This window comes from Streptomyces olivochromogenes (genome assembly GCF_021538895.1).
Lineage (GTDB): Bacteria > Actinomycetota > Actinomycetes > Streptomycetales > Streptomycetaceae > Streptomyces > Streptomyces olivochromogenes_A.
This window is the reverse complement of the sequence record NZ_JADDRL010000027.1, coordinates 18,542-43,428: the sequence shown is the minus strand read 5'-3', so window position 1 is coordinate 43,428 and position 24,887 is coordinate 18,542. Positions and strand designations below refer to the sequence as shown.

At 71.4% G+C, this 24,887-nt stretch carries 23 protein-coding genes; 16 read left to right on the top strand and 7 right to left on the bottom strand.

Features of this window, described 5'->3' with window-relative positions:
- Nucleotides 1–7 precede the first annotated feature (7 nt).
- Entirely contained in the window at nt 8–697 is a 690-nt protein-coding gene (locus IPZ69_RS16215; RefSeq protein WP_235454836.1) for a response regulator transcription factor, read from the bottom strand.
- A gap of 133 nt (nt 698–830) precedes the next feature.
- Here IPZ69_RS16215 and IPZ69_RS16210 point away from each other — a divergent pair, with 133 nt between their 5' ends.
- From IPZ69_RS16210 to IPZ69_RS16190, 5 genes are read left to right on the top strand one after another with little or no spacing between them, the layout of a single operon-like run.
- Nucleotides 831–1,487, top strand: coding sequence for a hypothetical protein (locus IPZ69_RS16210; RefSeq protein WP_235454835.1), 657 nt, complete (start codon nt 831–833; stop codon nt 1,485–1,487).
- Entirely contained in the window at nt 1,484–2,563 is a 1,080-nt protein-coding gene (locus IPZ69_RS16205; RefSeq protein WP_235454834.1) for a peptidoglycan-binding protein, read from the top strand. The genes IPZ69_RS16210 and IPZ69_RS16205 overlap by 4 nt, the downstream gene beginning before the upstream one ends.
- A 2-nt stretch (nt 2,564–2,565) precedes the next feature.
- Nucleotides 2,566–3,246 (top strand): ABC transporter ATP-binding protein, encoded by a 681-nt coding sequence (locus tag IPZ69_RS16200; protein ID WP_235454880.1) that lies wholly within the window; start codon nt 2,566–2,568, stop codon nt 3,244–3,246.
- Nucleotides 3,243–4,490 carry an ABC transporter permease gene (locus IPZ69_RS16195; RefSeq protein ID WP_235454833.1) on the top strand — a complete coding sequence of 416 codons (1,248 nt, stop codon included), beginning with the start codon at nt 3,243–3,245 and terminating at the stop codon, nt 4,488–4,490. The genes IPZ69_RS16200 and IPZ69_RS16195 overlap by 4 nt, the downstream gene beginning before the upstream one ends.
- Nucleotides 4,491–4,519: 29 nt before the next feature.
- Entirely contained in the window at nt 4,520–5,176 is a 657-nt protein-coding gene (locus IPZ69_RS16190) for a M15 family metallopeptidase (RefSeq protein WP_235454832.1), read from the top strand.
- Between the two features lie 72 nt (nt 5,177–5,248).
- Here IPZ69_RS16190 and IPZ69_RS16185 read toward each other — a convergent pair whose 3' ends face one another.
- Nucleotides 5,249–5,641 (bottom strand): nuclear transport factor 2 family protein, encoded by a 393-nt coding sequence (locus IPZ69_RS16185; RefSeq protein ID WP_235454831.1) that lies wholly within the window; start codon nt 5,639–5,641, stop codon nt 5,249–5,251.
- Between the two features lie 104 nt (nt 5,642–5,745).
- Between IPZ69_RS16185 and IPZ69_RS16180 the strand changes: the two genes are divergently transcribed.
- Nucleotides 5,746–6,189 carry a MarR family winged helix-turn-helix transcriptional regulator gene (locus tag IPZ69_RS16180; protein ID WP_235454830.1) on the top strand — a complete coding sequence of 148 codons (444 nt, stop codon included), beginning with the start codon at nt 5,746–5,748 and terminating at the stop codon, nt 6,187–6,189.
- 34 nt (nt 6,190–6,223) lie between these two features.
- Here IPZ69_RS16180 and IPZ69_RS16175 read toward each other — a convergent pair whose 3' ends face one another.
- The 4 genes from IPZ69_RS16175 to IPZ69_RS16160 form a co-directional block, all read right to left on the bottom strand.
- Nucleotides 6,224–8,056, bottom strand: a complete 1,833-nt coding sequence (locus tag IPZ69_RS16175) for a sensor histidine kinase (RefSeq protein WP_235454829.1) — start codon at nt 8,054–8,056, stop codon at nt 6,224–6,226.
- Complete coding sequence (locus tag IPZ69_RS16170) at nt 8,046–8,810, bottom strand: response regulator transcription factor (protein ID WP_235454828.1); 765 nt, start codon at nt 8,808–8,810, stop codon at nt 8,046–8,048. The genes IPZ69_RS16175 and IPZ69_RS16170 overlap by 11 nt, the downstream gene beginning before the upstream one ends.
- A gap of 99 nt (nt 8,811–8,909) precedes the next feature.
- Nucleotides 8,910–9,608, bottom strand: a complete 699-nt coding sequence (locus IPZ69_RS16165) for an NUDIX domain-containing protein (RefSeq protein WP_235454827.1) — start codon at nt 9,606–9,608, stop codon at nt 8,910–8,912.
- A complete protein-coding gene (locus IPZ69_RS16160) occupies nt 9,605–9,988 on the bottom strand; it encodes a DUF4406 domain-containing protein (RefSeq protein ID WP_235454826.1) in 384 nt (127 codons plus the stop codon). Before IPZ69_RS16160 ends, IPZ69_RS16165 begins: the two co-directional genes overlap by 4 nt.
- A 49-nt stretch (nt 9,989–10,037) precedes the next feature.
- Between IPZ69_RS16160 and IPZ69_RS16155 the strand changes: the two genes are divergently transcribed.
- From IPZ69_RS16155 to pflA, 3 genes are all read left to right on the top strand, one after another.
- Nucleotides 10,038–10,796, top strand: coding sequence for a DeoR/GlpR family DNA-binding transcription regulator (locus IPZ69_RS16155; RefSeq protein ID WP_235454825.1), 759 nt, complete (start codon nt 10,038–10,040; stop codon nt 10,794–10,796).
- Nucleotides 10,797–11,010: 214 nt separating this feature from the next.
- Nucleotides 11,011–13,269, top strand: coding sequence for a formate C-acetyltransferase (gene pflB / locus IPZ69_RS16150; RefSeq protein ID WP_235454824.1), 2,259 nt, complete (start codon nt 11,011–11,013; stop codon nt 13,267–13,269).
- Entirely contained in the window at nt 13,260–14,006 is a 747-nt protein-coding gene (pflA, locus tag IPZ69_RS16145) for a pyruvate formate-lyase-activating protein (protein ID WP_374293286.1), read from the top strand. Before pflB ends, pflA begins: the two co-directional genes overlap by 10 nt.
- A gap of 70 nt (nt 14,007–14,076) precedes the next feature.
- On the opposite strand, the gene ppdK is transcribed toward pflA, so the two are convergent.
- Nucleotides 14,077–16,761 carry a pyruvate, phosphate dikinase gene (gene ppdK / locus IPZ69_RS16140; RefSeq protein WP_235454822.1) on the bottom strand — a complete coding sequence of 895 codons (2,685 nt, stop codon included), beginning with the start codon at nt 16,759–16,761 and terminating at the stop codon, nt 14,077–14,079.
- A 284-nt stretch (nt 16,762–17,045) separates the two neighbouring features.
- Here ppdK and gap point away from each other — a divergent pair, with 284 nt between their 5' ends.
- The 7 genes from gap (at nt 17,046) to IPZ69_RS16105 (ending at nt 24,832) form a co-directional block, all read left to right on the top strand.
- Complete coding sequence (gene gap / locus IPZ69_RS16135; RefSeq protein ID WP_235454821.1) at nt 17,046–18,068, top strand: type I glyceraldehyde-3-phosphate dehydrogenase; 1,023 nt, start codon at nt 17,046–17,048, stop codon at nt 18,066–18,068.
- A gap of 58 nt (nt 18,069–18,126) precedes the next feature.
- Nucleotides 18,127–18,999, top strand: a complete 873-nt coding sequence (locus tag IPZ69_RS16130; protein ID WP_235454820.1) for a universal stress protein — start codon at nt 18,127–18,129, stop codon at nt 18,997–18,999.
- A gap of 46 nt (nt 19,000–19,045) precedes the next feature.
- On the top strand, nt 19,046–20,068 hold the full coding sequence (locus IPZ69_RS16125) for a zinc-dependent alcohol dehydrogenase (RefSeq protein WP_235454819.1): 1,023 nt from the start codon (nt 19,046–19,048) through the stop codon (nt 20,066–20,068).
- A gap of 221 nt (nt 20,069–20,289) precedes the next feature.
- Entirely contained in the window at nt 20,290–22,983 is a 2,694-nt protein-coding gene (locus IPZ69_RS16120; protein WP_235454818.1) for a bifunctional acetate--CoA ligase family protein/GNAT family N-acetyltransferase, read from the top strand.
- A gap of 13 nt (nt 22,984–22,996) precedes the next feature.
- Entirely contained in the window at nt 22,997–23,728 is a 732-nt protein-coding gene (locus IPZ69_RS16115) for a CBS domain-containing protein (RefSeq protein WP_235454817.1), read from the top strand.
- Between the two features lie 16 nt (nt 23,729–23,744).
- Nucleotides 23,745–24,239: a flavodoxin domain-containing protein gene (locus tag IPZ69_RS16110; RefSeq protein ID WP_235454816.1), complete on the top strand. Its 495-nt coding sequence runs from the start codon at nt 23,745–23,747 to the stop codon at nt 24,237–24,239.
- 296 nt (nt 24,240–24,535) lie between these two features.
- On the top strand, nt 24,536–24,832 hold the full coding sequence (locus IPZ69_RS16105) for a hypothetical protein (protein WP_235454815.1): 297 nt from the start codon (nt 24,536–24,538) through the stop codon (nt 24,830–24,832).
- Nucleotides 24,833–24,887 lie beyond the last annotated feature (55 nt).

Here is a 24,887-nt window from a genome sequence, read left to right as displayed (position 1 = left end):
GCGAGCCTCACAGGGGACCGAACCGGTAGCCGAAGCCACGCACGGTCTGCACGTACCGGGGGCGGGCGGGCACGTCCTCGATCTTGGTGCGCAGTCGTCGGACCGCGGCGTCCACGAGTCTGGAGTCGCCCAGGTAGTCGTGGTCCCAGACCGTTTCGAGCAGTTGCTCGCGGCTGAAGACGCGGCAAGGGGCGGCGGACAGCTCCAGGAGCAGCCGCAGTTCCATCGGGGGCAGGGCGACGGGGCTGCCGAGTTTGGTGACGGTCAGTCCCGCCCGGTCGATGACGAGCCCCGCGTGGTCCTCCGTGTTCCCGGATCCGGTCGCGGGCTCGGCCCGGCGCAGTGCCGCTCTGATCCGTGCTTCGAGCACCGGGGCCGTGACGGGCTTGACCACGTAGTCGTCGGCGCCCGCTTCGAGTCCCGTGACGATGTCCTGGTCGTCCCCGCGCGCCGTGAGCATGATCAGCGGCACCGTGCTGCGCGCGCGGATGCGTCGGCACACCTCGAAACCGTCCATGCCGGGAAGCATGAGGTCGAGGACGACGAGCCGTACCGATGCGCCGCCGGGTCCGTCCAGCACGGCGAGGGCCTCCTCGCCGGTCCCGGCCGCGGTCACCTCGTAGCGGTGTCTGCGCAGCACGAGCTCCATTCCGTCGCGCACGGACACGTCGTCCTCGATGAGCAGTACATGGGGCATGCCCTCGATTATGGGCCGAGCGTGCACAGGTCAGCGGCCCTGGTCGGGGAAGCGGCGGGGGACGGGAGCGTTTGTTACGTGCTCATCATCCGGGCATCCAGAGTCCATCATGTGACCGCCCGAGATTGGGTGCATGAACCCACGCACCACAACCCGCACCACCGCCCGGCTGCGCCTCGCCGCCCTCGCCGTACTCCCCGTCCTGGCAGTGTCCACCGCCTGCGGAGGAGACGGAGAGGCCAAGGACGAGGGCATCGCCTCGGTCCCCGACAGCCCGTCGTCCGGCTCGGGGTCGTCCGGCTCCGGGTCGTCCGGCTCAGGCTCCGCCGGGAAGTCCGGGACCGGCGACAAGGGCGCTTTCTACGACGCACAGATGGCGTACGTCCAGTGCATGCGCGGCAAGGGCGGCGTCAAGGACTTCCCCGACCCGAAGCTGAGCGGCTATCTGGACTGGACGAAGATCGACGAGCTCGCGCAGCGGCCCGGGAACGAAGAGGCCTCCAAGGGCGGCAGGAACGGCGTCTGCGGCAAGGAGATGTCCGAGGCGATGAAGCTGGAGCCGAAGCGGGACGTCCAGAAGGAGTACGAGTCGATGCTGGCGCACGCGAAGTGCATGCGCGAGAACGGCGTCTCGAAGTTCACCAACCCCACCATGTCCGGCGGCAATGTGATCCCCGGCGGTGACCCGAACCCGGCCTCACCGCAGCTCGACGTACGTTCGCCCGCGTACAAGCAGGCCACGCAGGCGTGCAAGGACAAGCTGCTCGACGGTCTGGACGGCATGCAGTGAAGAGGCGCACGGGAATCGTCGCCGCAGGCGCGCTGGCGGCGGCCGCCGTGGCCGGCGTCGCGGTGGTGGCCGGCGGCCGGGACGCGGGGGCCGACGCCGACGCCTCGAAGGACCGCCTGCCGCCCGCCACGGCCACCGTCACCCGTACCGACCTGGTGCAGAGCAAGACGGTCGACGGCAGGCTCGACTACGCCCAGCGCAGGGAGGTCAAGTCCGCCGTCGAGGGCACGGTCACCCGGGCCGCCGAAGAGGGGCGCACGGTCAGGGCCGGACAGCGGCTGTACGAGCGCGACGCCCGGCCCGTCGTCCTGATGTACGGATCGACCCCGGTGTTCCGCGCGATGAAGACGGGCGACCGCGGCCCCGACGTACTGCAGTTGGAGCGCGACCTCCGCGACCTCGGCTTCGGCGCGAGCCTGTACGTCGACACCCGCTACGACAAGGGGACCGAGACCGCCGTCAAGGCCTGGCAGAAGTCGCTCGGCATCGAGAACGCGGACGGCCGGGTCGGCCAGGGCGACATCGTCTTCCAGCCGGGCGAGGTCCGGGTGGTGTCGGCGGACGCCGCGCTCGCCGACCGGATCGGTCCCGACAAGGCGGTGCTCACCGTCGCCTCGACCAAGCCGGTCGTGCGGGCACGGCTCGATCAGGGGGACGCGGTCCTGACGTCGAAGGGGACCAAGGTCGAGGTCACCCTGCCGAGCGGCCGGAAGGTGGCTGGCAAGGTGTCGGGCACGGTGCGGCCCGAGTCGTCGCAGGACGCCTCCGCGACGGCCCAGGACGGGATCACGGTGGAGATCACCCTCGACGGCGTGAAGTCCCCGTCGTCGTCGGAGGATTCCGCGGCCACGGCGAGCGTCACCTTCGTCAGCGAGAGCCACAAGAACGTGCTGGTCGTTCCGGTCGAGGCCGTGGTCGCCCTGCGCGGTGAGAACGGTGGCTACGGTCTGCAGGTCGTCGAGGGCGCCCGCACCCGGATGGTCCGCGTCGAGACGGGCATGACGGCGGACGGCCGTATCGAGGTCAGCGGCAGTGGCATCGCCGAGGGCATGAAGGTGGGTGTGGCCGCGTCATGAGGATGATCGAGCTCCGCGACGCCACCAAGTCCTATCCCGGCGACGTACATGCCCTGCGCGGGGTCGACCTCCAGGTCGACGAGGGTGAACTCGTCGCCATCGTGGGCCCCTCCGGCTCCGGCAAGTCGACTCTGCTCAACCTGATCGGCACGCTCGACAGACCCACGTCGGGCACGGTCCGGGTGGCCGGGTACGACGTGAGCGCGCTGTCCGACAGCCGGCTGTCGGCGCTGCGGGCCCGCCACATCGGGTTCGTGTTCCAGCACTTCCATCTCGCCGCGGGCAGAAGCGCGGTGGACAACGTCGCGGACGGGCTCCTCTACGCCGGTGTGCCGCTCGGGCAGCGGCGCGCGCGGGCCCGTACCGCACTGGAACACGTCCGCCTCGGCCACCGTCTTGAGCACCGTCCGGGCGAGCTCTCGGGTGGTGAGAAGCAGCGCGTGGCCATTGCCAGGGCGCTGGTCGGACAGCCGTCCCTGCTGCTCGCCGACGAGCCGACAGGCGCCCTCGACACCGCGTCGGGCAAGATCGTCATGGAGCTCATCCAGGAACTCGGGGCAACGGGCACCACGGTCTGTGTCATCACCCACGACAACGACATCGCCGCCTCGCTGCCCCGGAGCGTCCGGTTCCGGGACGGCTCGGTGGTCTACGACTCCCTCGTGGGGCAGGTGGCGTCATGACCGGCCGTCAAACGGCCACCCCGGCCGACAGGCACGGAACGGGAGCGGGAGGCCGAGACGCTCTGCGGCCCGCCCGCCTCGCCACCGCCGACGTGCTGCGCCTCGGCGCCGTAGGCCTGCGGGCCCGGCGCGCCCGCGTGGTGCTCTCGGCCCTCGGCATCGCGATCGGCATCGCGACCATGGTCGCGGTGGTGGGACTCTCCACGTCCAGCCGCGCCGACCTCATGGCGCGGCTCGACCGGCTCGGCACGAACCTGCTGACCGCGGAGGCGGGCAAGGACGCGATGGGCCAGGACGTCAAACTCCCCAAGAGCGCGGTCGCCATGGTGGAGCGCATCGGCCCGGTGCGGCACGCCACCGCGACGGGACAGGTCGACGCCCGTATCCGGCGCAGCGACGTGGTTCCCGAGGAGCAGCCGGCCGGCGTCACGACGCAGGCGGCCCGGCCGGATCTGCTGACTGCCCTGAACACCGGTGTGGCGCAGGGTGTTTGGCTCGACGCCGCGCGAGAGCGGCTGCCGGTCACCGTCCTCGGCTCCGTCGCGGCCGAGCGTCTGGGCATCACCGCGCCCGGCGAGACGATCATGATGAACCACGAGCACGTCGTGGTCATCGGCATCCTCAAGCCCGTCGAACTCGTCCCCAATCTCGACCGCGTCGCCCTCGTCGGGTTTCCGGCGGCGGAGAAGTACCTGGGCTTCGACGGCCATCCCACGACGATCTTCGAGCGGTCCTCCGACGCCTCCGTCGAGGACGTCCGCGCGGTGCTCGCCCGCTCGGTCAGCCCCGGCAACGAGGGCTCGGTCAAGGTGTCCCGCCCTTCCGACGCACTCGCCGCGAAGGCCGCCACCGACAAGGGGCTCACCACGCTGATGCTCGGACTCGGCGCGGTGGCCCTGCTGGTCGGCGGCGTCGGAGTCGCCAACACGATGGTCATCTCGGTGCTGGAACGCCGCCAGGAGATCGGATTGCGCCGCGCGCTCGGCGCCACCAAGAGGGCGGTCTGGCTCCAGTTCCTCACCGAATCACTGCTGTTGTCGGTCCTTGGCGGCGCGGCGGGCGCACTGCTCGGTGCGGCGGCGACCTTCGCCTTCGCCCGGATCCAGGGCTGGATCGCCGTCGTACCGCTGTGGGCACTGGGTGGGAGCCTGGCGGCCACGCTCGTCATGGGCGTCGTCGCCGGTCTCTACCCGGCGGTCCGTGCGGCGCGTCTGCACCCCACGGTCGTGCTCAACGCCAACTGAACCCGCCACGGCCGCGAGATGATCGCGTCATGACTGAGATCGTCCTGATGTCCGATCCGAAGGTCGCGGCCGTGCCCGTTCAGGAGTGCGGTGAACGGCTCGTGGATGTGCGACGAGACGGCCGCCTGCTGGTCGACGAGCGGAAGTGGCAGGACTCCGGCGGAGCCTTCGCGCACCTGCGGGAAGGAGTGCTCGGCCGGCTCTTCAAGGCGCAGGAACTGTTGCCCGAGGGAATGCGGCTGCTGTTCGTCGAGGGGTATCGCCCACCATCCCTTCAGCGCCGGTACTTCGACGAATACGCAGCCCAACTGCGGTCCGATCACCCGAACTGGCCCGCTGAGCAGGTTCGTTCGGCAGCCAGCCGCTACGTGTCCCCTCCCGAGATCGCACCGCACAGCGCCGGCGCGGCCGTTGATCTGACCCTCGCGGATGACGAGGGCCGTGAACTCGACCTGGGCACCCGCATGAACGCGACGCCGGAGGAGAGCGCGGGTGCCTGCTACACACAGGCCGACAACATCAGCGGCGAGGCCCGCTCTCACCGGAACCTCCTGAGCGCGGCGCTCACCGCTGCCGGACTGGTCAACTACCCCACGGAGTGGTGGCACTGGTCGCACGGAGACCGCTACTGGGCCCTGAATACGGGAGCGGAATCCGCCCCCTACGGCCCAAGGGAACTCGATTGACCGCAGCCGAGAAGGCCAGGCCGTCGGCCTGGCCGTTCTCACGGGTCGGTGGTCCGGCATCGAGGGAGGGGGCTACCGGGCGCTGCCGATGCTGCGGTCGGCATCGGAGCCCTGCAGCATCAACGTGGTCTCCTCTATGCGGCTGAACCGGCCGTCGGGGGCGAGGTCGGCGAAGACGTAGACCTCCATGGTCACGGTCGAGCCGTCCGTCTTCGTGATGTACACGGTGTGCCGGTCGGCGTACTTGCCGCCGTCGTACAGCTCGTCGTGGACCTCCACGCGGCCGTCCGCGACGAGTCCGCGCACGTGGGTGATGTGCTTGATGAACGCGGCGCGGTCGTCCCACTGCCCGTCGGTGCGCTGCCGGTACTCCGGGGTGAAGTGGCGGTCGGCGGCCTCCTCCACGGTGAGGTCGCGGTTGAAGATCAGGTCGGTGAGGGCGGCCTCGATGCCGGTGCGGTTCATGGAACTTCCCTTCGGGGACAGGAAATCTCGGAATGCGTGCGCTGCGCACGCTTCACCTTGACTGTAGCGCTCGACGCGTGCGCAGCGCACGCTATTCTTGGGGTGTGAGTAACGACGTAGGACACGAGATCGCCGAGGCGCTGGGCATCCTGTTGCGGCGCACCACCCGCGCGCAGCTGCACAAGAAGCTGACCGAGGGCATGGGCGAGGCCGTGGACGAGCTGACGTACCCCGTCCTCAGCGCACTCGCCCGCATCGGACCCCGCAGCGCCGCCGAACTGGCCCCCGACGTCGGCCTCGACCGCTCGGGCGTCACCCGTCGGGCCTCCCGCCTGGAAGCGGCCGGTCTCGTCCGCCGCGAACCGGACCCCACCGACCGGCGCGCACACCTGCTGGTCCTCACCGAGCAGGGTGAACGCGCGGTGGAAGAGCTGCGCACACGGCTGGCGGCCCACATCATGACGAGCGTGTCCTCGTGGGCGCCGGGCGAGGCCGAGGCGTTCGCCCGGAACCTGCGCCGCTTCACGCTGGAGGGCCCGTTCACCTGAGGGGCCGCGGGACACGTGCCAACCGTTGGCGCCGTCATGCGGGAAGTCGCAGGGTCATCACGGTTCCGACCTCCAGGGCGCTTTCCGCCGTCGCGCTGCCCCCGTGTGCCTCGGCGAGCTTGCGTACGATCGACAGCCCCAGGCCGCTGCCGCCGGTCTGCCTGCTGCGTGACTTGTCGGCACGCCAGAACCTGTCGAAGAGGTACGGGAGGTCGCCGGGTGCGATCCCGGCGCCGGTGTCCGCGACCTCGATCACCACCGCTGCCCCGTCACGACAGGCACGCAGGGTGATGGCATCCCCGGAGCGGGTGTGACGTACCGCGTTGGACACCAGGTTGCCGATCATCTGCCGCAACCGCACCGGGTCGGCATGCAGCTCCAGTTCCCCGGCGACCTCGACGGTGAGCGTCACACCGGAGGTCTCCGCCTGTGCGCGGTGCGCGCCGGCCACCTGATGCAGAACGTCGCCCACCCACAAGGGTTCCGGGTACAGGGCCAACGTCCCGGCGTCGGCGGCCGACAGGTCCTGGAGGTCGTCGATGATGTGCTGGAGCAGCAGCGCCTCCTCCAGGAGTGAGGAGGTCACGTCCTGATCCGGGACCAGGATGCCGTCCTGGGTGGCCTCCAGGGTGCTGCGTATGGTGCTCAGCGGAGTGCGCAGTTCATGGGCGATGTCCGCGGCCATGACGGTGCGTTGTTCCTCCGCGCGGGCGCGGTGCTCGGACAACTGGTTGAACGCGGCGGTCAGTTGACCGATCTCGTCGCGGGTCGTGATCGGCACCCTCGCCGTCGTCCCGTCCGGCTGGTGCAGCGCACGCGTCAGCGCCCGTAGCGGCCGCACCAGACGGGAACCGACCAGGACCGTCACCCCTGCGGTGAGCAGCAGGACGCATCCGGTGACCGCGACGATGCGGGAGGTGTTGCCCGCGGACAGGTCGAAGCCGGGGACGGGGGAGCGGGTGTCCGAACCCACGTACAGCAGCGCCACGGGAGCGACGTACGGGGTGAGTTGCTCGCGTCGGCTCGTGTCGACGCAGTTCTGCGCCGCCGTGACGGTTCCTCCCTGCCGGGGCAACGGCTTGACGGGGAGGAAGTCGGCACCGAGGCGGACCCCAGGAATGCGCTGACGCTCCAGGCACGTGCGCAAGCGGTCGTTGAGGTCGGCGAGGGCGGCACGCTCACTCCTCGTCGGCGTGTTGAGTGCGTCGAGTCCACACCCCTCGGCGACCTTGCTCTGGAGTTCTCCGTACCCCTCGATCCTCCGCCGCAGCGACGCGTGATCCGTGAAGGTGATCCGCGGCCGGCCGGCCGCGGACACGTCCCGGCGGAAGGTGTACCCGCTGTCCTCCAGGCAGCGAGCCGCCTTGTCCGCCAGGCCCGCCAGCCGGCCGCGCACCGCCGCGGTCAGCCGGTACGGGCCCGGCACCTGCGGATCGATACGGCCCGGGTCCTGGCCGGCGGCCGGATCGAGGACCGGGTCGACGCGCAGGGGGTCGAGGACGGCGAACACCCGTGACGGTGGATGCCCGGCGCCGCGGTCGGAGTCGGCGATGCGCCGGTGCTCCCGGTCCCGGGTGGTCAGCACGATGCGCCGGTGCGTACGGCGCGCGAGGTCGTCCACCAGGTCCCCGGCCCCTGCCCAGGTCCGGTGGGTGGCGGCGTACTTCATCAGGCTGCGGTAGACGCCGGTGTCGTCGGTCAGTACCTGACCCTGCTGCCGACGCAGGGCCGCCTCGGTGCTGCGGACGGCGAGCCAGGCGGTGGCCGTGATCGCGCACACCGCGATGAGCAACGCCGAGACCAGGAGCCGGAACAGCAGGCTCCGGTGCGGGGGAAGCCGGACGGCGGCGGTGCGGTCAGGCTTCATGGTGCCCGCGGGTGCCGGAGGGGCTCGGCGCGGCCGGGTATGCGGACGGACTGTCGCCGCCGCTGCTGCCGCTGCCCGCGAGCTTGTATCCGACGCCGTACACGGTCAGCAGAAGGGCCGGCCGCCTGGGGTCGGGCTCCAGCTTCTTGCGCAGATTCAGGATGTGGACGTCCACCGTGCGTTCGGTCGTGAAGTGGGCCGAGCCCCGGGTGAGGCTGAGCAGTTGCCCACGGGTGAAGACGCGGCCCGGTTCCGCGGCGAGCGCGGTCAGGATCTCGAACTCCCCGACGGTGCACTCCACCGCCCGGCCGCCGAGGCGCACCTCGTGGCATGCGGGGTCCACGACGAGGTCGCCCACCCGTAGGACCGGCGCCCGCGGCAGGGTCAGGCGTTCCGCCCGCCGCAGGAGGCTGCGGACGCGGGCCATCAGTTCGCGCGGGCTGTAGGGCTTGGTCAGGTAGTCGTCCGCACCGAGGTCGAGCGCGAGGAGCAGGTCGTCCTCGGTGTTGCGCGCCGTCAGCACCAGTACCGGGACGGTCGACTCGCCGCGCAGGATGCGGCATACGTCCAGGCCGTCGACGACGGGCATCATGATGTCGAGGACCAGCAGGTCGGGGGGTCGACGGCGGATCTCGTCCAGGGCCGCTCGCCCGTCGTGGACGAGCCGTGACGAGTGACCCTCGCGTTCCAGATAACGGCCGATGATCCCCGCCTGCTTTACGTCGTCCTCGGCCACCAGGACATAGGCGCACATGGTCGGATCCTAAGCCGGGGCTCGCGCGGGACAAGCCGCTGACGACGATCTGACAATTGCTTCATAAGTCGGGGTGGGGTCGCGCGCGGTCAACCGGTGTCAGTCAGTTTCAGGACGGTCTCTGCCAGTGACTGCCGTGGGGGCGAAGGGGCCGTCCAGGGCGGCCCATTGCAGGAGCAGGATGGTCTTGCCGTCGGTGACGCGTCCGTCGCGGACCATGGCGAGGGCCTCGGCGAAGGGCACTTCGAGCACTTCGATGTCCTCGCCGTCCTCCTCCAGTCCGCCGCCGATTCCGGTGCGGTCGGCCGGAGTGTAGGGGGCCGCGTAGAAGTGCAGGCGCTCGGTGACCGAGCCGGGGCTCATGTAGGCGTCGAGGACGTGCGTGAGCGGGCCGAGCGTGACACCGAGTTCCTCGGCGGCCTCCCGCCGGACGGCGGCGAGCGGGTCGTCGCCGTCGAGCAGCCCGGCCGCGGCCTCGACGAGCATGCCGTCCGGGTGGTCGTTGACGTAGGCCGGGTAACGGAACTGACGGATGAGCAGCACCTGCCCGCGCTCCACGTCGTACGGCAGGACGACCGCGCCGTTGCCGCGGTCGTACGTCTCGCGCTGCTGGGTGGTCCAACGTCCGTCGCGGCGCCGGTAGTCGAAGGTGGTGCGCCGCAGTACGTGCCAGCCCTGGGAGGTGAGCTCCACGTCGCGGACCACGACGTCGGGGTTGCGGTCCAGTCCGCGTCCGACGCGGTCCAGGCCGGTGCGGCCGCGGTGGTCGGGGATGTCGATGCCGGGGCGGGAGTTCACGCGGTCTCCTGCGGGGTGCGGCGCGGGATCTCGTCCAGGTGGTGGTACACGGGCAGGCCATGACGGCGGGCGGTGGCGACGTCCTGGTCGGCTCCGGTGGAGTCACCGGGGAGTCGCAGTACGGCGTCGCAGTGGGCGAGCAGGCGGTCGGCGGTCGGGTAGAGGACCTGGTCCGCGAGGGGGTCCGTCGGCCCCGCGCCGGCCGAGCGCAGGACGGGCAGGGCGAGCCACTCCCCGATCGCGGGGAGGTGGCCGGCGGCGAAGACCGGCCACGCCGCCGCTTCGAGGCGGGCGAGGTTCGCGGCCATGGCTCGCGGATCGCCGTCGGTCCCGGAACGGTAGGGCCCGGCGATGAGGATGAGCATCGGCTTGTCGGTCATGGCGCGCTACGATACATGCAGAAACGTGCAAGAACAGGAGAGAGTGCGAATGCTGGCTGCTGAGCGGCGCGACCACCTGCTGGGACTTCTCGCCCGCGAGGGCAAGATCGTGGCCAAGGACGTGGCCGCTGACCTGGGCATTTCCGAGGACAGCGTGCGGCGCGACCTTCGCGACCTCGCCGCCGAGGGGCTCTGCCACCGCGTCTACGGCGGAGCGCTGCCCGTCTCCCCGGCCGTGGCGGACTACGCCGCCCGCAAGACCGTCACCCCCGACGGCAAACGGAAGGTCGCCGCCGCGGCCGCCGCTCTCGTACAACTGGGCAGCGCCCTGATCCTGGACGGCGGCACCACCGCCCTCGCCGTCGCCCACCTGCTCCCGCCGGACCTGGCCTGCACCGTGATCACCCACAGCCCGACCATCGCGGCCGCGCTGCTCGACCATCCGAAGGCCGAGGTCTTCCTGCTCGGCGGCCGCATCTTCAAGCACTCGGCCGTCGCCTGCGGCGCGGCCGCGGTCGAGGCCGCCCAGAACGTCTCCGCGGACCTGTGTCTGCTCGGTGTCACGGGCGTCCACCCGGAGGCGGGACTCACCACCGGCGACGCCGAGGAGGCCGCGATGAAGCGCGCTCTGGCCGCACGGGCCGCGGACACCTACATCCTCGCCTCGTCCGAGAAGATCGGCACGGCTTCACGGTTCCGCGTCCTGCCCTGGGAGGACATCACGGGACTGATCACCGACGCCGACCCCGGCCACGCGGTGCTCGAACAGCTCGCGGGGCGTGGGGTGGAGGTGCTGGCGGCCGACTGACAGCCAGGGGCCGAACATGGGATCGCCGGAGATCCAAGACGAACCCCTCGGCCGGCCTCGCCCACGCGCGCGACACCCGCCGGGCCGAACGGCCCATCATGTGGGGACTGCCGGCACGGCGCAGGGGCGCTGCCCGGCACTGCCGACGCGGCCCGCCGGAGACGAGCATGAAGGGAGAGACCCACCAGGCGCATCAGGGAGAGGACTACCGGCGATGACCGCAACGGTGACAGTGGGCGGCCTCACGGCGAAGGCGTGGCGGGGATTCGTCGGGACGAGGTGGCACGAGCGGATCGACGTGCGCGACTTCGTCCAGGCCAACTACACGCCCTACGAGGGCGACGCGTCCTTCCTCGCGGGCCCCACCGAACGCACCCGGGCCGTCTGGCACCGGGTGAGCGCGCTGTTCCCGGAGGAGCGGCGCAAGGGCATCCTCGATGTCGACGTCGCCACCCCTTCCACGATCACCTCGCACGCCCCCGGATACATCGACCGGGAACGGGAGTTGATCGTCGGCCTGCAGACCGACGCGCCCCTGAAGCGGGCGATCATGCCCAACGGCGGCCTGCGGATGGTCGAGAACGGCCTCGGCGCGTACGGCTACACGCCCGATCCCTTCGTGACGAAGGTCTTCGGGACCTACCGCAAGACCCACAACGACGGTGTCTTCGACGCCTACACGCCCGAGATGCGCGCCGCCCGCAAGGCGGGCATCATCACCGGGCTGCCCGACGCCTACGGCCGGGGCCGGATCATCGGCGACTACCGCAGGGTGGCGCTGTACGGCACCGACCGGCTGATCGAGGCCAAGCGCGCCGAACGAGCACTGCTGGACACCGAGCCGTCCACCGAGCACGTCATCCGAGACCGCGAGGAACTCGCCGAACAGATCAGGGCGTTGGGCGAACTCGGCCGGATGGCGGCGACATACGGCTGTGACGTCTCCCGCCCCGCCGCCACCGCGCACGAGGCCGTCCAGTGGCTCTATCTCGGCTACCTCGCCGCGGTGAAGGAGCAGAACGGCGCCGCGATGTCGCTCGGCCGCACCTCGACCTTCCTCGACGTCTACCTCCAGCGCGACCTGGACGAGGGAACCATCGACGAGACGCGCGCGCAGGAGCTGATCGACGACTTCGTCATCAAGCTGCGCATCGTACGCTTCCTGCGCACTCCCGAGTACGACGCCCTGTTCTCCGGTGACCCCACCTGGGTGACCGAGTCCATCGGCGGCATGGGTCTGGACGGCCGCACGCTGGTCTCCCGGACCTCTTTCCGTTTCCTGCAGACCCTCTACAACCTGGGGCCCGCTCCGGAGCCCAACCTGACCGCGCTGTGGTCGCCCCGATTGCCCGTCGGGTTCAAGGAGTTCTGTGCCCGTGTGTCCATCGACACCAGCGCCGTCCAGTACGAGTCCGACGAGCTGACGCGGCCGCGCACCGGTGACGACACGGCGATCGCATGCTGCGTCTCCGCGATGGCCGTGGGCCGCCAGATGCAGTTCTTCGGCGCCCGGGTCAACCTCGCCAAGGCGCTGCTGTACGCGATCAACGGCGGCCGGGACGAGTTGACCGGCGAGCAGGTGGCCCCCGAGACGGCGGCCCTGACGGGTGAGTACCTGAACTACGGGGAGCTGTCGACGGCGTACGACCGCATGCTGGACTGGCTGGCACGGACCTACGTCGACGCCCTGAACGTCATCCACTGCATGCACGACAAGTACGCCTACGAGCGCATCGAGATGGCGCTGCACGACCACCCGGTGCACCGCTTCATGGCCTGCGGCATCGCCGGCCTGTCGGTCGCGGCCGACAGCCTGTCCGCCGTGAAGTACGCGCGGGTGAAGGTGATCAGGGACTCGACCGGCCTCGCCGTCGACTATGTCGTCGAGGGCGACTACCCGGCCTACGGCAACAACGACGACCGCGCCGACGCCCTCGCCGTCGGCCTGGTCGAGTCGTTCATGGCCAAGGTGCGCAAGCACCCCACCTACCGGAACGCCGAGCACACCCAGTCCGTGCTGACCATCACCTCCAACGTGGTCTACGGCAAGCACACCGGCAACACCCCCGACGGCCGGCGAGCCGGACAGCCCTTCGCCCCCGGCGCGAACCCCATGAACGGACGCGACCGGCACGGGGTCGCCGCCTCCGCGCTCTCGGTCGCGAAACTGCCGTACGAGCAGGCCCGCGACGGCATCTCGCTGACCACGACGATCACGCCCGAGGGACTGGGACACCGTCCGGAGGAGCGCCCGTGCCACCTGGTCGGCATCCTCGACGCCTACATGGCCTCCGGCGGATTCCACATGAACGTCAACGTCCTCGACCGGGCCACCCTCGAAGACGCCATGGAACACCCGGAGAAGTACCCCGACTTGACCATCCGGGTCTCCGGATACGCCGTCAACTTCGTGCGCCTGACCCGCGAGCAGCAACTCGATGTGATCAGCCGTACCTTCCACGGATCGCTGTGAAGGCCGCGACGACGACCGGCCGGATCCATTCCTGGGACCTGTCCACCGGCGTGGACGGTCCCGGGACCCGGTTCGTCCTCTTCGTGAACGGCTGCCCGCTGCGCTGCCTGTACTGCGCCAACCCGGACACCTGGCACATGCGCGACGGCAGGGAGGCCACCGTGGACGAGGTGATGGCGGAGATCGAGAAGTACCGCCCTTTCATCACCACGGCCGGGGGAGGGGTGACCATCACCGGCGGCGAGCCACTGCTCCAGCCCGCTTTCACCGGCGCGGTCCTGCGCCGCTGCAGGGAGGTCGGACTGCACACCGCGCTCGACACCTCCGGTTTCCTCGGCGCCCGTGCCACCGATGACCTCCTGGCCGACACCGACCTGGTACTGCTGGACATCAAGTCGTTCGACACGAACACGTACCGCAAGCTGACCGGCGGCACGCTCGCACCCACCCTGAACTTCGCCACCCGTCTCGACCGGCTCGGCAAGCGCATGTGGATCCGCTACGTCCTGGTGCCCGGGTGGACCGACGACCCGGAAGCCGTCGACGGTCTCGCCCGCTTCGTCGCCGGTCTCGCCGCCGTCGACCGCGTGGACATCCTGCCGTTCCACAAGCTCGGCGCGGCGAAGTACGAGGCCCTCGGTCTGCCCTTCCCTCTGCGCGACACCCCGAGCCCGGCACCCGACCTGGTCCGGCGGGTCCGGGACCAGTTCCGCGCACGCGGCGTGAACGCCTGCTGAACCCCGCCCGGGGCGTGGCTGCCGGGGCCTGTGGTCCCGGCAGCCACGCGGGGACGGCAGCGCCGTCTCCTCACCTGCTGTCGCTCGTCGCCGTTCCGGTGAGTGCGGCCCGTCCGGCCTCCAGCCGTGCGACCGGGACACGGAAGGGCGAGCAGGAGACGTAGTCGAGGCCCGTGGCGTGGAAGAAGTGGACGGAGTCCGGGTCCCCGCCGTGTTCGCCGCAGACGCCGATCTTCAGGCCGGGTCGTGCCGCGCGGCCTTCGGCGACGGCGATTCGGATCAGCCGGCCCACGCCCGCGCGGTCCAGCGTCTCGAACGGCGAGGCGGCGAAGATGCCCTTGTCGAGGTAGGCGGAGAAGAACTCCGCCTCCACGTCGTCACGGGAGAAGCCCCAGGTGGTCTGAGTGAGATCGTTCGTGCCGAAGGAGAAGAACTCCGCCTCCTCGGCGATCCGCCCCGCGGTCAGGGCGGCCCGCGGCAGTTCGATCATCGTCCCGACGGGGCAGCGCACGGGAATGCCGGACTCCTCGGAGACCTCGGCCAGTACCCGTTCCACTTCCTCCCGCTCGATGCGCAGTTCCTCCACGGCGCCGACCAGCGGCACCATGATCTCCGCCCGCGGGGAGCCCCCGGCCCGCACGCGATCCACGACCGCTTCGGCGATGGCACGCACCTGCATCGCGACCAGTCCGGGTACCACCAGGCCCAGACGGACCCCGCGCAGGCCCAGCATGGGGTTTTCCTCGTGCATCCGGTTCACGGCGCTCAGCAGATCGGTGTCGCGGGCGTCCGGGACGTCCCCGCGGGCCTCGGCGGCGGCGACGCGTACGGCGAGTTCCGTACGGTCGGGCAGGAACTCGTGCAGCGGCGGGTCGATGAGCCTGATGGTGACCGGCAGCCCGTCCATCGCCTCCAGGATGCCGGTGAAGTCCTTCCGTTGCAGGGGCAGCAGGACCCTCAGCGCCCGCTCGCGATCGGCCTGCGTCCGGGCCAGGATCATCTCCTCGACCAACTTGCGGCGCTCGCCGAGGAACATGTGCTCGGTGCGGCACAGCCCGATGCCCTGCGCGCCGAACCGGCGGGCCCGGGCGGCGTCTTCGGGAGTGTCGGCGTTCGCCCGCACTTCCATCCGCCGTACGTCGTCGGCCCTCTCCATGGCGCGGGCCACGGCCTCGACCACCCCGGCCGACCGCTCGCCGGTCTCCAAGTACCGCATCACGGCGGAGTCGACCAGCGGAGCGGCGCCCAGGTGGACGGTGCCGGCGGAGCCGTCGACGGAGAGCACCGTGCCCTCCACGACAAGGGTGTCGCCCACCACGAACCGGCGGGCCTCGGTGTCCACGGCGACCTCTTCGGCACCGCAGACACAGACCTTGCCCATGCCGCGGGCGACGACTGCGGCATGGCTGGTCTTGCCGCCGTGGCTGGTCAGGACGGCCTGTGCGGCGATCATGCCGGGCAGGTCGCCGGGGGTGGTCTCCTGTCGTACGAGGACGACCTTCTCGCCCGTGGCGGCCCGCCGGACGGCCTCGGCGGAGTCGAACACCGCGGCGCCCACGGCCGCGCCGGGCGAGGCCGGGACGCCGTGCGCGAGCGCCTCGCCGACGGCCGACGTGTCGAACCGGGGGAACATCAGGTGGGCGAGGCCGCCGCCGCTGACCCGGGCCAACGCCTCGTCGGGGGTGATCAGTCGCTCGTCGGCGAGCTCGGCGGCGATGGCGAACGCGGCCTCGGCGGTGCGCTTGCCGACCCGGGTCTGCAGCATCCACAGCCGGCCGCGTTCGATCGTGAACTCGATGTCGCACAGGTCCCGGTAGTGCCGCTCCAAGGTCTGCATGTGGTCGCGGAGTTGGGCGTACGACCGAGGATCCAGCCGCTCCAGCTCGGTCAGGGGCACGGTGTTGCGGATACCGGCGACGACGTCCTCGCCCTGTGCGTTCGGCAGGTAGTCGCCGTACAGCCCGGGCCGTCCGGTGGCCGGGTCGCGGGTGAAGGCGACGCCGCTGCCGGAATCGGGACCGAGGTTGCCGAAGACCATGGCCTGGACGTTGACCGCGGTGCCCAGGTCTTCGGGGATGTGCTCCCGGCGGCGGTACAGACGGGCGCGCTCGCCGTTCCACGACGCGAAGACGGCCAGGATCGAACGCCGCAGTTGTTCCGCGGCGGACTGGGGGAAGCTCTCGCCGGTCTCCCGCCGGATCAGCTCCTTGTACGCCTCGACGAGCTCCGCCAGATCGGCCGCGTCCAGGCCCAGGTCGTCCGCCGCGCCGCGGGCCCGCTTGAAGCCGGCCATGATCTTCTCGAACAGTGAGCCGTCGACGCCCATGACGGTGCTGCCGAACATCTGCACGAGGCGGCGGTAGGAGTCCCACGCGAAGCGCTCGTTCCCGGAGGACTTCGCCAGACCGTTCACGGACGCGTCGTTGAGGCCGATGTCCAGGATGGTCTCCATCATGCCGGGCATCGAGAAGCGCGCGCCGGAACGGACGGACAGCAGCAGCGGGTCGTCGGGCCGGCCGAGCAGCCTCCCCGCGCCGGCCTCCAGGAGCGACAGGTGACCCGCGACCGCGCGGGACATCCCGTCCGGCTCGGTGCCGGTGACGAGGTAGGCGCGGCAGGCCTCGGTGGTCACGGTGAACCCGGGCGGGACCGGCAGGCCCATCCGGGTCATCTCGGCCAGGTTGGCGCCCTTGCCGCCGAGCAGGTCGGCCATGTCGCGGCCGCCCTCGGTGAACCCGTACACATAGCGGTCCATGACGATGTGTTCTTCCTTCCGGCTTCCGGTGCCTGAGGATTTCGGGCTCGACGAGCCACGCCACCAGCGTTGAACGAGCGGCCGCCCGACAGCAGGTACTGGACGTCCCGGCCGCGGGGCCGCTCGGCCCTGGCCCTGCCTGAAGCGCGCCGAGACTCCGAACGGGACCGGACCCGGGGTCGATCGTCCCTCCCACGGCGCCCGTACGGCCCAAGCGCCGGCCCGTGGCCGGCCAGCAGTCTGGCAGCGCAACCAGGTGCGAACGGACGAGGAGGGCAAGGGACATGAGCGTGCGCGTGGGCATCAACGGCTTCGGCCGCATCGGTCGCAACTACCTGAGGTGCGTGCTGGAGCGCGCCGAGACGGCAGTCGGCACACCGGCCGAGGTGGTGGCCGTCAACGACGTCGCCTCACCGGAAGCACTTGCCCATCTGCTCACCTACGACTCGACATACGGCCGCCTCGGCCGCGCCGTCGAGCACGACGACGTGTCCCTGACCGTGGACGGCCACCGGATCGCCGTCACCGCCGAACGCGACCCGGCCGCGCTCGCCTGGGGCGACCTCGGCGTGGACGTCGTCATCGAGTCCACCGGCCGCTTCCGCACCCGCGAACAGGCCGGAGCGCACCTGAAGGCCGGCGCCCGCAAGGTGCTGCTGTCCGTGCCCGGCAAGGACGTCGACACCACGATCGTGATGGGCGTCAACGAGGGCACGTACGACCCGGACACCGACCACGTGGTCTCCAACGCCTCCTGCACCACCAACTGCGTGGCGCCGATGGTGAAGGTGCTGGGCGAGCACTTCGGCATCGTCAAGGGGTTGATGACCACGATCCACGGCTACACCAACGACCAGGTGGTCCTCGACGGCCCGCACAAGGACCCGCGCCGTGGCCGCAGCGCCGCCGTCAACATCATCCCGACCAGCACGGGCGCCGCCCGCGCCGTCGGCCTCGTCCTGCCCGAGCTGGCCGGCACCCTGGACGGCATCGCCGTACGCGTGCCCGTGGAAGACGGCTCGCTGACAGACCTGAGCGTGGTGCTGGACCGACCGGTGACCGCGGACGAGGTCAACGCCGCCTTCCGGGACGCCGCCGAGGGACCGCTCCGGGGCATCCTGCGGGTGTCCGACGCTCCGATCGTCTCCCGTGACGTCGTCGGCGACCCCGCCTCCTGCGTCCTGGACGCCCCGCTCACCCAGGCGCACGGCGACCTCGTCAAGGTCTTCGGCTGGTACGACAACGAGTGGGGTTACACCAACCGCCTGCTCGACCTCACGGAGTACGTCACGGCCCGGCTGCGCTGACCGCCGAGCCTCGAACACGACCCTGTCATCCGAATCCTTGCTCCAGGAGGTTGAGTTCATGCTCCGCACCGTCATCGTGGGCCTCGACGGATCGTCCGAGAGCCGGGCCGCCGCCGAATGGGCAGCCGGGGAGGCGCAGTTGCGCGACCTGCCGCTGAAGATCCTCCACGTCTGGGAACCGGTACCGGAGCCCATGGCCCAGGACCGGGGGAGGATCTCCCGCGAAGCCGCCGAGGGCATCGCCCGGCGCCACCCCGGCGTCGAGGTGACCGGCGAACATGTCGCCGGCCGCCCCGCCGAGGTGCTCGCCGAGGCGGCGAAGACCGCCGAACTCCTGGTCCTGGGTTCGCGCGGACTCAGCGGAATCGCCGGGTTCATGGTCGGCTCCGTCGGTCTCTCCGTCGTCGCGCACGCGGAGCGTCCCGTGGTCCTCGTTCGCGCACCAGAACAGTCCGATGACGAGCACGAGGTCGATCCGGTGGGGATTCCGTCCGCCGCGGCGTCGTTGCGGCCGGTGGTGCTCGGGCTCGACACGAAGCACCCGGACGACACGCTGATCGAGTACGCCTTCGACGCCGCCGCCCGTCGAGCCACGTCCCTGCGCGTCGTCCACGGCTGGAACCCGCCGCCGTACTACGCCTACGCCACACCCGCCAATCCCGTACTGCAGGAAGCACTGGCCCTGAGCGACTCCTCCGCCCTGACCGAGGTGCTGCGGCCCTGGCGGCACAAGCACCCCGACGTGGAGGTCGTCGAGGAGTCCCGCTACGGCAGCCCGGCGGTCCACCTGGTGGACGCCTCACGCGAGGCGTCGCTGGTGGTCGTGGGCCGGCGCATGCGCCGCGACCCGCTCGGCGCCCACATCGGCCACGTCACGCACGCCGTCCTGCACCACTCCGCCGCTCCCGTCGCCGTAGTCCCCCACGGCTGACCCCTCTCCGTCCCGTCCCGCCCCGCCCACCCGAGGAGCTGACATCATGAAGGCAGCGGTCGTACGAGCCTTCGGCGAACCCCTGGCCATCGAGGACCGCCCCGATCCCGAGCCAGGCCCCGGCCAGGTCCGGATCCGGGTCGAGGCCTCCGGGCTGTGCCACACCGACATCCACGCGGCCCACGGCGACTGGCCCGTCAAGCCGAACCCGCCGTTCGTGCCCGGCCACGAGGGCGTGGGCCTCGTCGAGAGGCTCGGCGACGGCGTCACCCACCTGACCGTCGGACAACGCGTGGCCGTGCCCTGGCTGGGCAAGGCGTGCGGGCGGTGCGAGCACTGCCTGTCCGGCTGGGAGACGCTGTGCGAGCGGCAGATCAACACCGGGTACGCCTGCGACGGCGGATACGCCGAGAAGATGCTGGCCTGGGCCGACTTCGCCCAACCGGTGCCGCAGGGCATCAGCGCCGTCGAGGCCGCCCCGTTGACCTGCGCCGGCGTCACCACGTACAAGGCACTCAAGGTCGCCGGTGTGCGGCCCGCCCAGCTCGTCGCCGTCTCCGGGGTCGGCGGACTCGGCCATCTGGCCGTGCAGTACGCGAAGATCGCCGGAGCGCGGGTGGCCGCGATCGACGTCACCGACGAGAAGCTCGAACTCGCCGCCGAACTCGGTGCGGACATCGTCATCGACGCGCGCAAGCACGACGTGGGCGAGACACTGAAGCGGTACGGCGGCGCGCACGCCGCCCTCGCGCTCGCGGTCGACGAGCAGGCCTTCGCCGCGGTCAACGCCGGGCTGCGGCGCGGCGGCAAGCTCGTCATGGTCGCCCTCCCGGCGCACGGCACGATCGAGGTCCCGATCTTCGACACCGTCCTCAACGGCACCTCCGTGATCGGCTCGATCGTGGGCACCCGGCAGGACCTGGCCGAGGTCTTCCAACTGCACGTGGCGGGCCGCACCAGGGTCGTCTACGAGACCCGCCCGCTCGACTCCGTCAACGAGTCCATCGACGCCGTGCTGCGCGGCCAGGTCAAGGCCCGGATCGTCTTCGACCTCGGCGCGGGGCAGTGAGCCGGCCGGACCACTGACTGATCTTCGGCGTCGACGGCACCGAGCCGAGCCCGCGGGCCGTCGACCCGGCGGCCGACGAGACCGCCCTGCGGGCCGTGGACCACGCGGCCGACGAAACCGCCGTGCGGGGCAGACCGGCCCCGCGTCCGCCCCCGGACAGCCCTTGGAAGACCCTCCGGTCCGCCGGAGGATCGAAGTGTCGAAGAGCGAGGAGACCTGCGATGACGGACGACCTGCTCCACCGGCCTTCGGTCCACGCCCTGCTCGCGGACGGCAGCACCGTGTGCATCCGTCCGGTTCTGCCGGGTGACCGTGATCGGCTGCGGCGGCTCTACGAGGAGATGTCGCCGGAGAACCTCCGCCTGCGGTTCTTCGTGGCGAGCCGCCGGTCGGCCGCGGCGGCCGCCGACCGGGCCTGCGCCCAGGCCCGCCCCGGCCACCGGGCCCTGCTGGCCGAGGCGAACGGCCGGGTCGTCGGCCTCGCCGAGTACGACACCGGCGGGGAGAAGGACGACGCGGAGATCTCCATCGCCGTCGCCGACGGACTGCACCACCGGGGCGTGGGCACTCTGCTCGTCGAGCACCTGGTCTCGGCCGCGCGGGCGGAGGGCATCACCACCTTCACCGCCGAAGCGCTCGGCGAGAACAACGAGGTGCTGCGTCTCTTCGCCGACCTCGGCCTGCGCACCTCCCGCCGTTTCGAGGGACCCGAGGTGCAGTGCACCATCCGCCTCGACGACGACGACACCTACCTGTCCGCCGTCGAGGCCCGTGGCCGGGCCGCCGACGTGGCCAGCCTCCAGCCACTGCTGCGCCCCGACAGCGTCGCCGTCGTCGGGGCCGGACGCAGGCCCGGGTCGGTGGGGCGGGCCGTTCTCCACCACCTGCGCACGGGAGGCTTCGCCCGCCGGCTGTTCGCGGTGAACCCCAGCGTGACGTCGGTTCTCGGGGTGCCGTCCCATCCGTCCGTCAGCGCCCTGCCCAAGGCCCCCGACCTCGTGATCGTGGCCGTACCGGCCGCCGCGGTCCCGGGCGTCGCCGATGAGTGCGGCCGGGCCGGAGTGCGCGCGCTCGTCGTCGTAACCGCCGGACTCGATGCCTCCCAGGCCCGGGAACTGCTGGCCGCCTGCCGCACCTACGGCATGCGCCTCGTCGGCCCCAACTGCCTCGGCATCTCCAACACGGACCCGGAGCTGCGCCTCGACGCGACGTTCGCCGCCGACCACCCGCGCCCTGGGACGGCCGGTGTCGCGGTGCAGTCCGGCGGGGTCGGCATCGCACTGCTCGACGGGCTGTCCCGGCTGGGCATCGGGGTCTCGTCCTTCGTGTCCCTGGGTGACAAGTACGACGTCAGCGGCAACGACATGCTCCAGTGGTGGGAGAGCGACAGCCGTACCGACCTCGCGCTGCTGCACCTGGAGTCCTTCGGCAACCCGCGGGCCTTCTCCCGCACCGCCCGGCGCGTGACGCGCCGTATCCCGGTGCTGACCGTCGACGCGGGCCGCACGGACGCGGGCCGCAAGGCGGCCGCCTCGCACACCGCGGCCGCCGCGTCACGCACCATGACCCGCCAGGCCCTGTTCACCCAGGCGGGCATCACCGCGACCCGCTCGATCGGCGAACTCCTGGAAACCGCGGCCCTGTTCCACTCCCAGCCGCTGCCGGAAGGGTCCCGCGTCGCGATCGTCACCAACGCGGGCGGCGCGGGCGTCCTCGCCGCCGACGCCTGCGCGGAGGCGGGACTGGCCCTCCCGTCCTTCACCCCCGTGACGGCCGATGACCTGCTCGGCGTCCTGCCGGACGGCGCGGTGGTCGGCAACCCGGTCGACGCCACCGCCGGGGTGTCCGAGGAACAGCTCACGGAGTGCGTCGACCGCCTCACCCGGTGCCCGGGCATCGACGCCGTCGTCGTGGTGCTCGTTCCCACGGCGGTCGCCGCGGCCACCGGCGACGACCTGGTCCGTGCCCTCACCGCGGCACCCGGACGGCGGGCCCGGCCCGTGATCGCCGTACGCCTGGAGCAGGACCTGCCGGTACGCCTGCTGCCCACCGCCGACGGAGGGACGATCCCCTCCTACGCCGAACCCCTGGCGGCGGCCCGCGCGCTCGCCCGCGCGACCGACCGGGCCGCCTGGCTCGCCCGGCCGGCCGGTACCGTCCCCGATCTCGACGGCATCGAGACCGAGCGGGCCGGCGCGATTGTCCGGGAACACCTTGCCGCGCACCCCGACGGCGGCTGGCTCGACCCGCGCACCTGCGCCGACCTCCTCGCCTGCTACGACATCCCGCAGATCCCGTGGGCCTGGGCCGAGACCGAGGACGAGGCCGTGCTCGCCGCCGAGCGGCTGCGTGGCTTCGACGGCCGCGTGGTCATGAAGGCCCACTGGCCGGGGCTCCTGCACAAGACTCAGCAGCACGCGGTCCACCTCGACCTGCGCGGCCAGTCGCAGGTGCGGGCCGCGTTCCGTGACCTGGAGACCCGTTTCGCGGGGCTGATGACCGGCGTGGTCGTACAGCCGCTCGCCGCGCGCGGCACCGAGCTGTTCGCGGGCGTGGTCCAGGACGAGGTGTTCGGCCCGCTCGTCCTGTTCGGACTCGGCGGTACGGCCACGGAGGTGCTGGCCGACCACGCGGCCCGGCTGGCTCCGCTGACCGACCGCGACGTCCATGAACTGATCACGTCGCCACGCTGCGCCCCACTGCTGCTGGGGGCGAACGGAAACGTCGTGGTCGACCTGGAGGACCTGGAGCAGCTGCTCCTGCGGCTGTCGCGGATGGCGGCGGACCTTCCGCAGCTCGCCGAGGCCGACTTCAACCCGGTCCTGGCGGCACCCGGCGGTGTCACCGTGCTCGACGCGCGAGTGCGCCTGATGCCGCGTCGCCCTCAGGACCCGTACCTGCGCCGACTCCGCTGAGGAGGGGATGGACATGAAACACGACAAGATCGGCTCCGTGATGACCATGGACGTCGTACGCGCCGACCGCGGCATGCCGTTCAAGGTGGTGGCCCAGCTGCTCGCGGACCACCGGATCGGCGGAGTGCCGGTGGTCGACGAGGACGACAAGGTCGTCGGGGTCGTCTCCGAAACGGATCTGGTGATCCGTCAGGCCACAGGTCCCGGCCCGTACGAGGCCCGGCGCCGCGCCGGGCATGTCGCACTGACCCCGGGTGCCCGGCGCCGGGCCGCGAAGGCGAAGGCCCGCACCGCCGGTGAGCTGATGACCGGGCCGCCCGTCACCGTGCACGCCGACGACACCATTGCCCAGGCCGCCCGCACCATGGCCCAGCGGCACGTGGAGCGGCTTCCCGTCCTCGACGAGGAGGATCGGCTCGTCGGCATCGTGACCCGGCGCGACCTCCTGCGGGTCTTCCTGCGGCCCGACAAGGAGCTCCGCAACGAGGTCATCGGAGAAGTACTGATACGTGCTCTGCGGCTGCCGCCCCGCAGCGTCGACGTCTCCGTGACGGAGGGCGTCGTCACGCTCACCGGGCACATGGAACGCAGGAGCGAGACGGAGATCGCCCTCTCGATGACCCGTCAGATCGACGGCGTGGTCGACGTGGTGGACGGGCTCACCCACCGCCTGGACGACGCACACCCGCGCACCGGGGAACGGGCGCCGCGAGACGCGGCCGACCACTGGCTGCGCGGACGGTGAAGGGAGGCGAACCGCCATGACCGTAAGCGTGCTGGTCACCTACGGAACCAAGAACGGATCGACGGCGCGGATCGCCGAAACGGTTGCCGAGGTCCTGCGCGAGGACGGGCTGCGGGTCGACGCGCTGCCGGCCCGGTCCGTGGGAAGTGTGGCGTCGTACGACGCCGTGGTGGTCGGCGGCGCCCTGTACGCCGGACGCTGGCACAAGGACGCACGCCGGTTCGTCCGTAGGCACCGCGCCGAGCTCGCGGAGCGCCCGGTGTGGTTCTTCAGCAGCGGTCCCCTGGACGCGTCGGCCTCCGAGCGGAACATTCCGCCGGTGCCCGGTGTCGAGCGGGCCATGACCCGGCTGGGCGCCCGCGAGCACGTCACCTTCGGAGGATGCCTCGAAGCAGGCGCCGAGGGCCGCATGGCCGGGATGATCCTGCGCTCCGGAAAGGGCGGCGACTTCCGGGACTTCACGGCGATCGCAGCATGGGCCGCCGGTGTCGCCGCTTCCCTGACACCGTGACGTCGCGGTCGCGGTCGCCGTCGATGCGCCGGTGACCTGCGACGATGTTCTGGACTTCGCCTTCCGCCCGTGACGTGGTCGGCCCCGGCCCACGGGGGCCTCGACCACTCTCAGTGACATGACGGCCTCCTCCCGTCACATCCCCATGCGCCGTCGGGCAGCCTGTCCGTGAGAGCTGGACGGCACGCAGGGACACATGCCCCGCTCGGCCCCGTGCACCGAAGTCGTCCCGGGCAGGGATCGGCGATGCGAGCGACCATGGGAGGCAGCGCGAGCAGGAAAGAAGGCTGATGGTCATGGCCCAAGCATCGTGGACGACGACAGGGGTGTTCGCCGGGCGGGGAGGCGTCTGCACCGACGAGGGCGGAACCGTGACCGGTGACCTGACCCTGCACACCACCTGGGACGGCAGGCACGCTCGGGTGGCGGTCCAGTACAGCGGCACTTCCACATGGTTCACCGTTGCCGGAAGTCCGGTCTCCTGCGCCTCCGCGCAGGACAGCAGGCAGCTGCACCAGGCGGCGGTGGAAGCCGTGCGGGCCGGCGGCGGCGCCACCGTTCCGCGGGGCGACAAGTCCGGGGGACGCACCTGACGAGCCGCGGCCGGACGCGTGGACGGTCCGTCCGGCTCCAAGTACGGGGCGCCGG

Excerpts from the sequence above, each read along its gene's own strand:
- IPZ69_RS16115 (WP_235454817.1), top strand. The coding sequence starts at position 22,997 with ATGAAACACGACAAGATCGGCTCCGTGATGACCATGGACGTCGTACGC.
- IPZ69_RS16185 (WP_235454831.1), bottom strand. The coding sequence starts at position 5,641 with ATGAACCGCACCGGCATCGAGGCCGCCCTCACCGACCTGATCTTCAAC.
- IPZ69_RS16175 (WP_235454829.1), bottom strand. The coding sequence starts at position 8,056 with ATGAAGCCTGACCGCACCGCCGCCGTCCGGCTTCCCCCGCACCGGAGC.
- IPZ69_RS16160 (WP_235454826.1), bottom strand. The coding sequence starts at position 9,988 with ATGACCGACAAGCCGATGCTCATCCTCATCGCCGGGCCCTACCGTTCC.
- IPZ69_RS16210 (WP_235454835.1), top strand. The coding sequence starts at position 831 with ATGAACCCACGCACCACAACCCGCACCACCGCCCGGCTGCGCCTCGCC.
- IPZ69_RS16120 (WP_235454818.1), top strand. The coding sequence starts at position 20,290 with ATGACGGACGACCTGCTCCACCGGCCTTCGGTCCACGCCCTGCTCGCG.
- IPZ69_RS16130 (WP_235454820.1), top strand. The coding sequence starts at position 18,127 with ATGCTCCGCACCGTCATCGTGGGCCTCGACGGATCGTCCGAGAGCCGG.
- gap (WP_235454821.1), top strand. The coding sequence starts at position 17,046 with ATGAGCGTGCGCGTGGGCATCAACGGCTTCGGCCGCATCGGTCGCAAC.
- IPZ69_RS16155 (WP_235454825.1), top strand. The coding sequence starts at position 10,038 with ATGCTGGCTGCTGAGCGGCGCGACCACCTGCTGGGACTTCTCGCCCGC.
- IPZ69_RS16190 (WP_235454832.1), top strand. The coding sequence starts at position 4,520 with ATGACTGAGATCGTCCTGATGTCCGATCCGAAGGTCGCGGCCGTGCCC.
- ppdK (WP_235454822.1), bottom strand. The coding sequence starts at position 16,761 with ATGGACCGCTATGTGTACGGGTTCACCGAGGGCGGCCGCGACATGGCC.
- IPZ69_RS16105 (WP_235454815.1), top strand. The coding sequence starts at position 24,536 with ATGGCCCAAGCATCGTGGACGACGACAGGGGTGTTCGCCGGGCGGGGA.
- IPZ69_RS16170 (WP_235454828.1), bottom strand. The coding sequence starts at position 8,810 with ATGTGCGCCTATGTCCTGGTGGCCGAGGACGACGTAAAGCAGGCGGGG.
- IPZ69_RS16200 (WP_235454880.1), top strand. The coding sequence starts at position 2,566 with ATGATCGAGCTCCGCGACGCCACCAAGTCCTATCCCGGCGACGTACAT.
- IPZ69_RS16125 (WP_235454819.1), top strand. The coding sequence starts at position 19,046 with ATGAAGGCAGCGGTCGTACGAGCCTTCGGCGAACCCCTGGCCATCGAG.
- IPZ69_RS16195 (WP_235454833.1), top strand. The coding sequence starts at position 3,243 with ATGACCGGCCGTCAAACGGCCACCCCGGCCGACAGGCACGGAACGGGA.
- pflB (WP_235454824.1), top strand. The coding sequence starts at position 11,011 with ATGACCGCAACGGTGACAGTGGGCGGCCTCACGGCGAAGGCGTGGCGG.
- IPZ69_RS16215 (WP_235454836.1), bottom strand. The coding sequence starts at position 697 with ATGCCCCATGTACTGCTCATCGAGGACGACGTGTCCGTGCGCGACGGA.
- IPZ69_RS16110 (WP_235454816.1), top strand. The coding sequence starts at position 23,745 with ATGACCGTAAGCGTGCTGGTCACCTACGGAACCAAGAACGGATCGACG.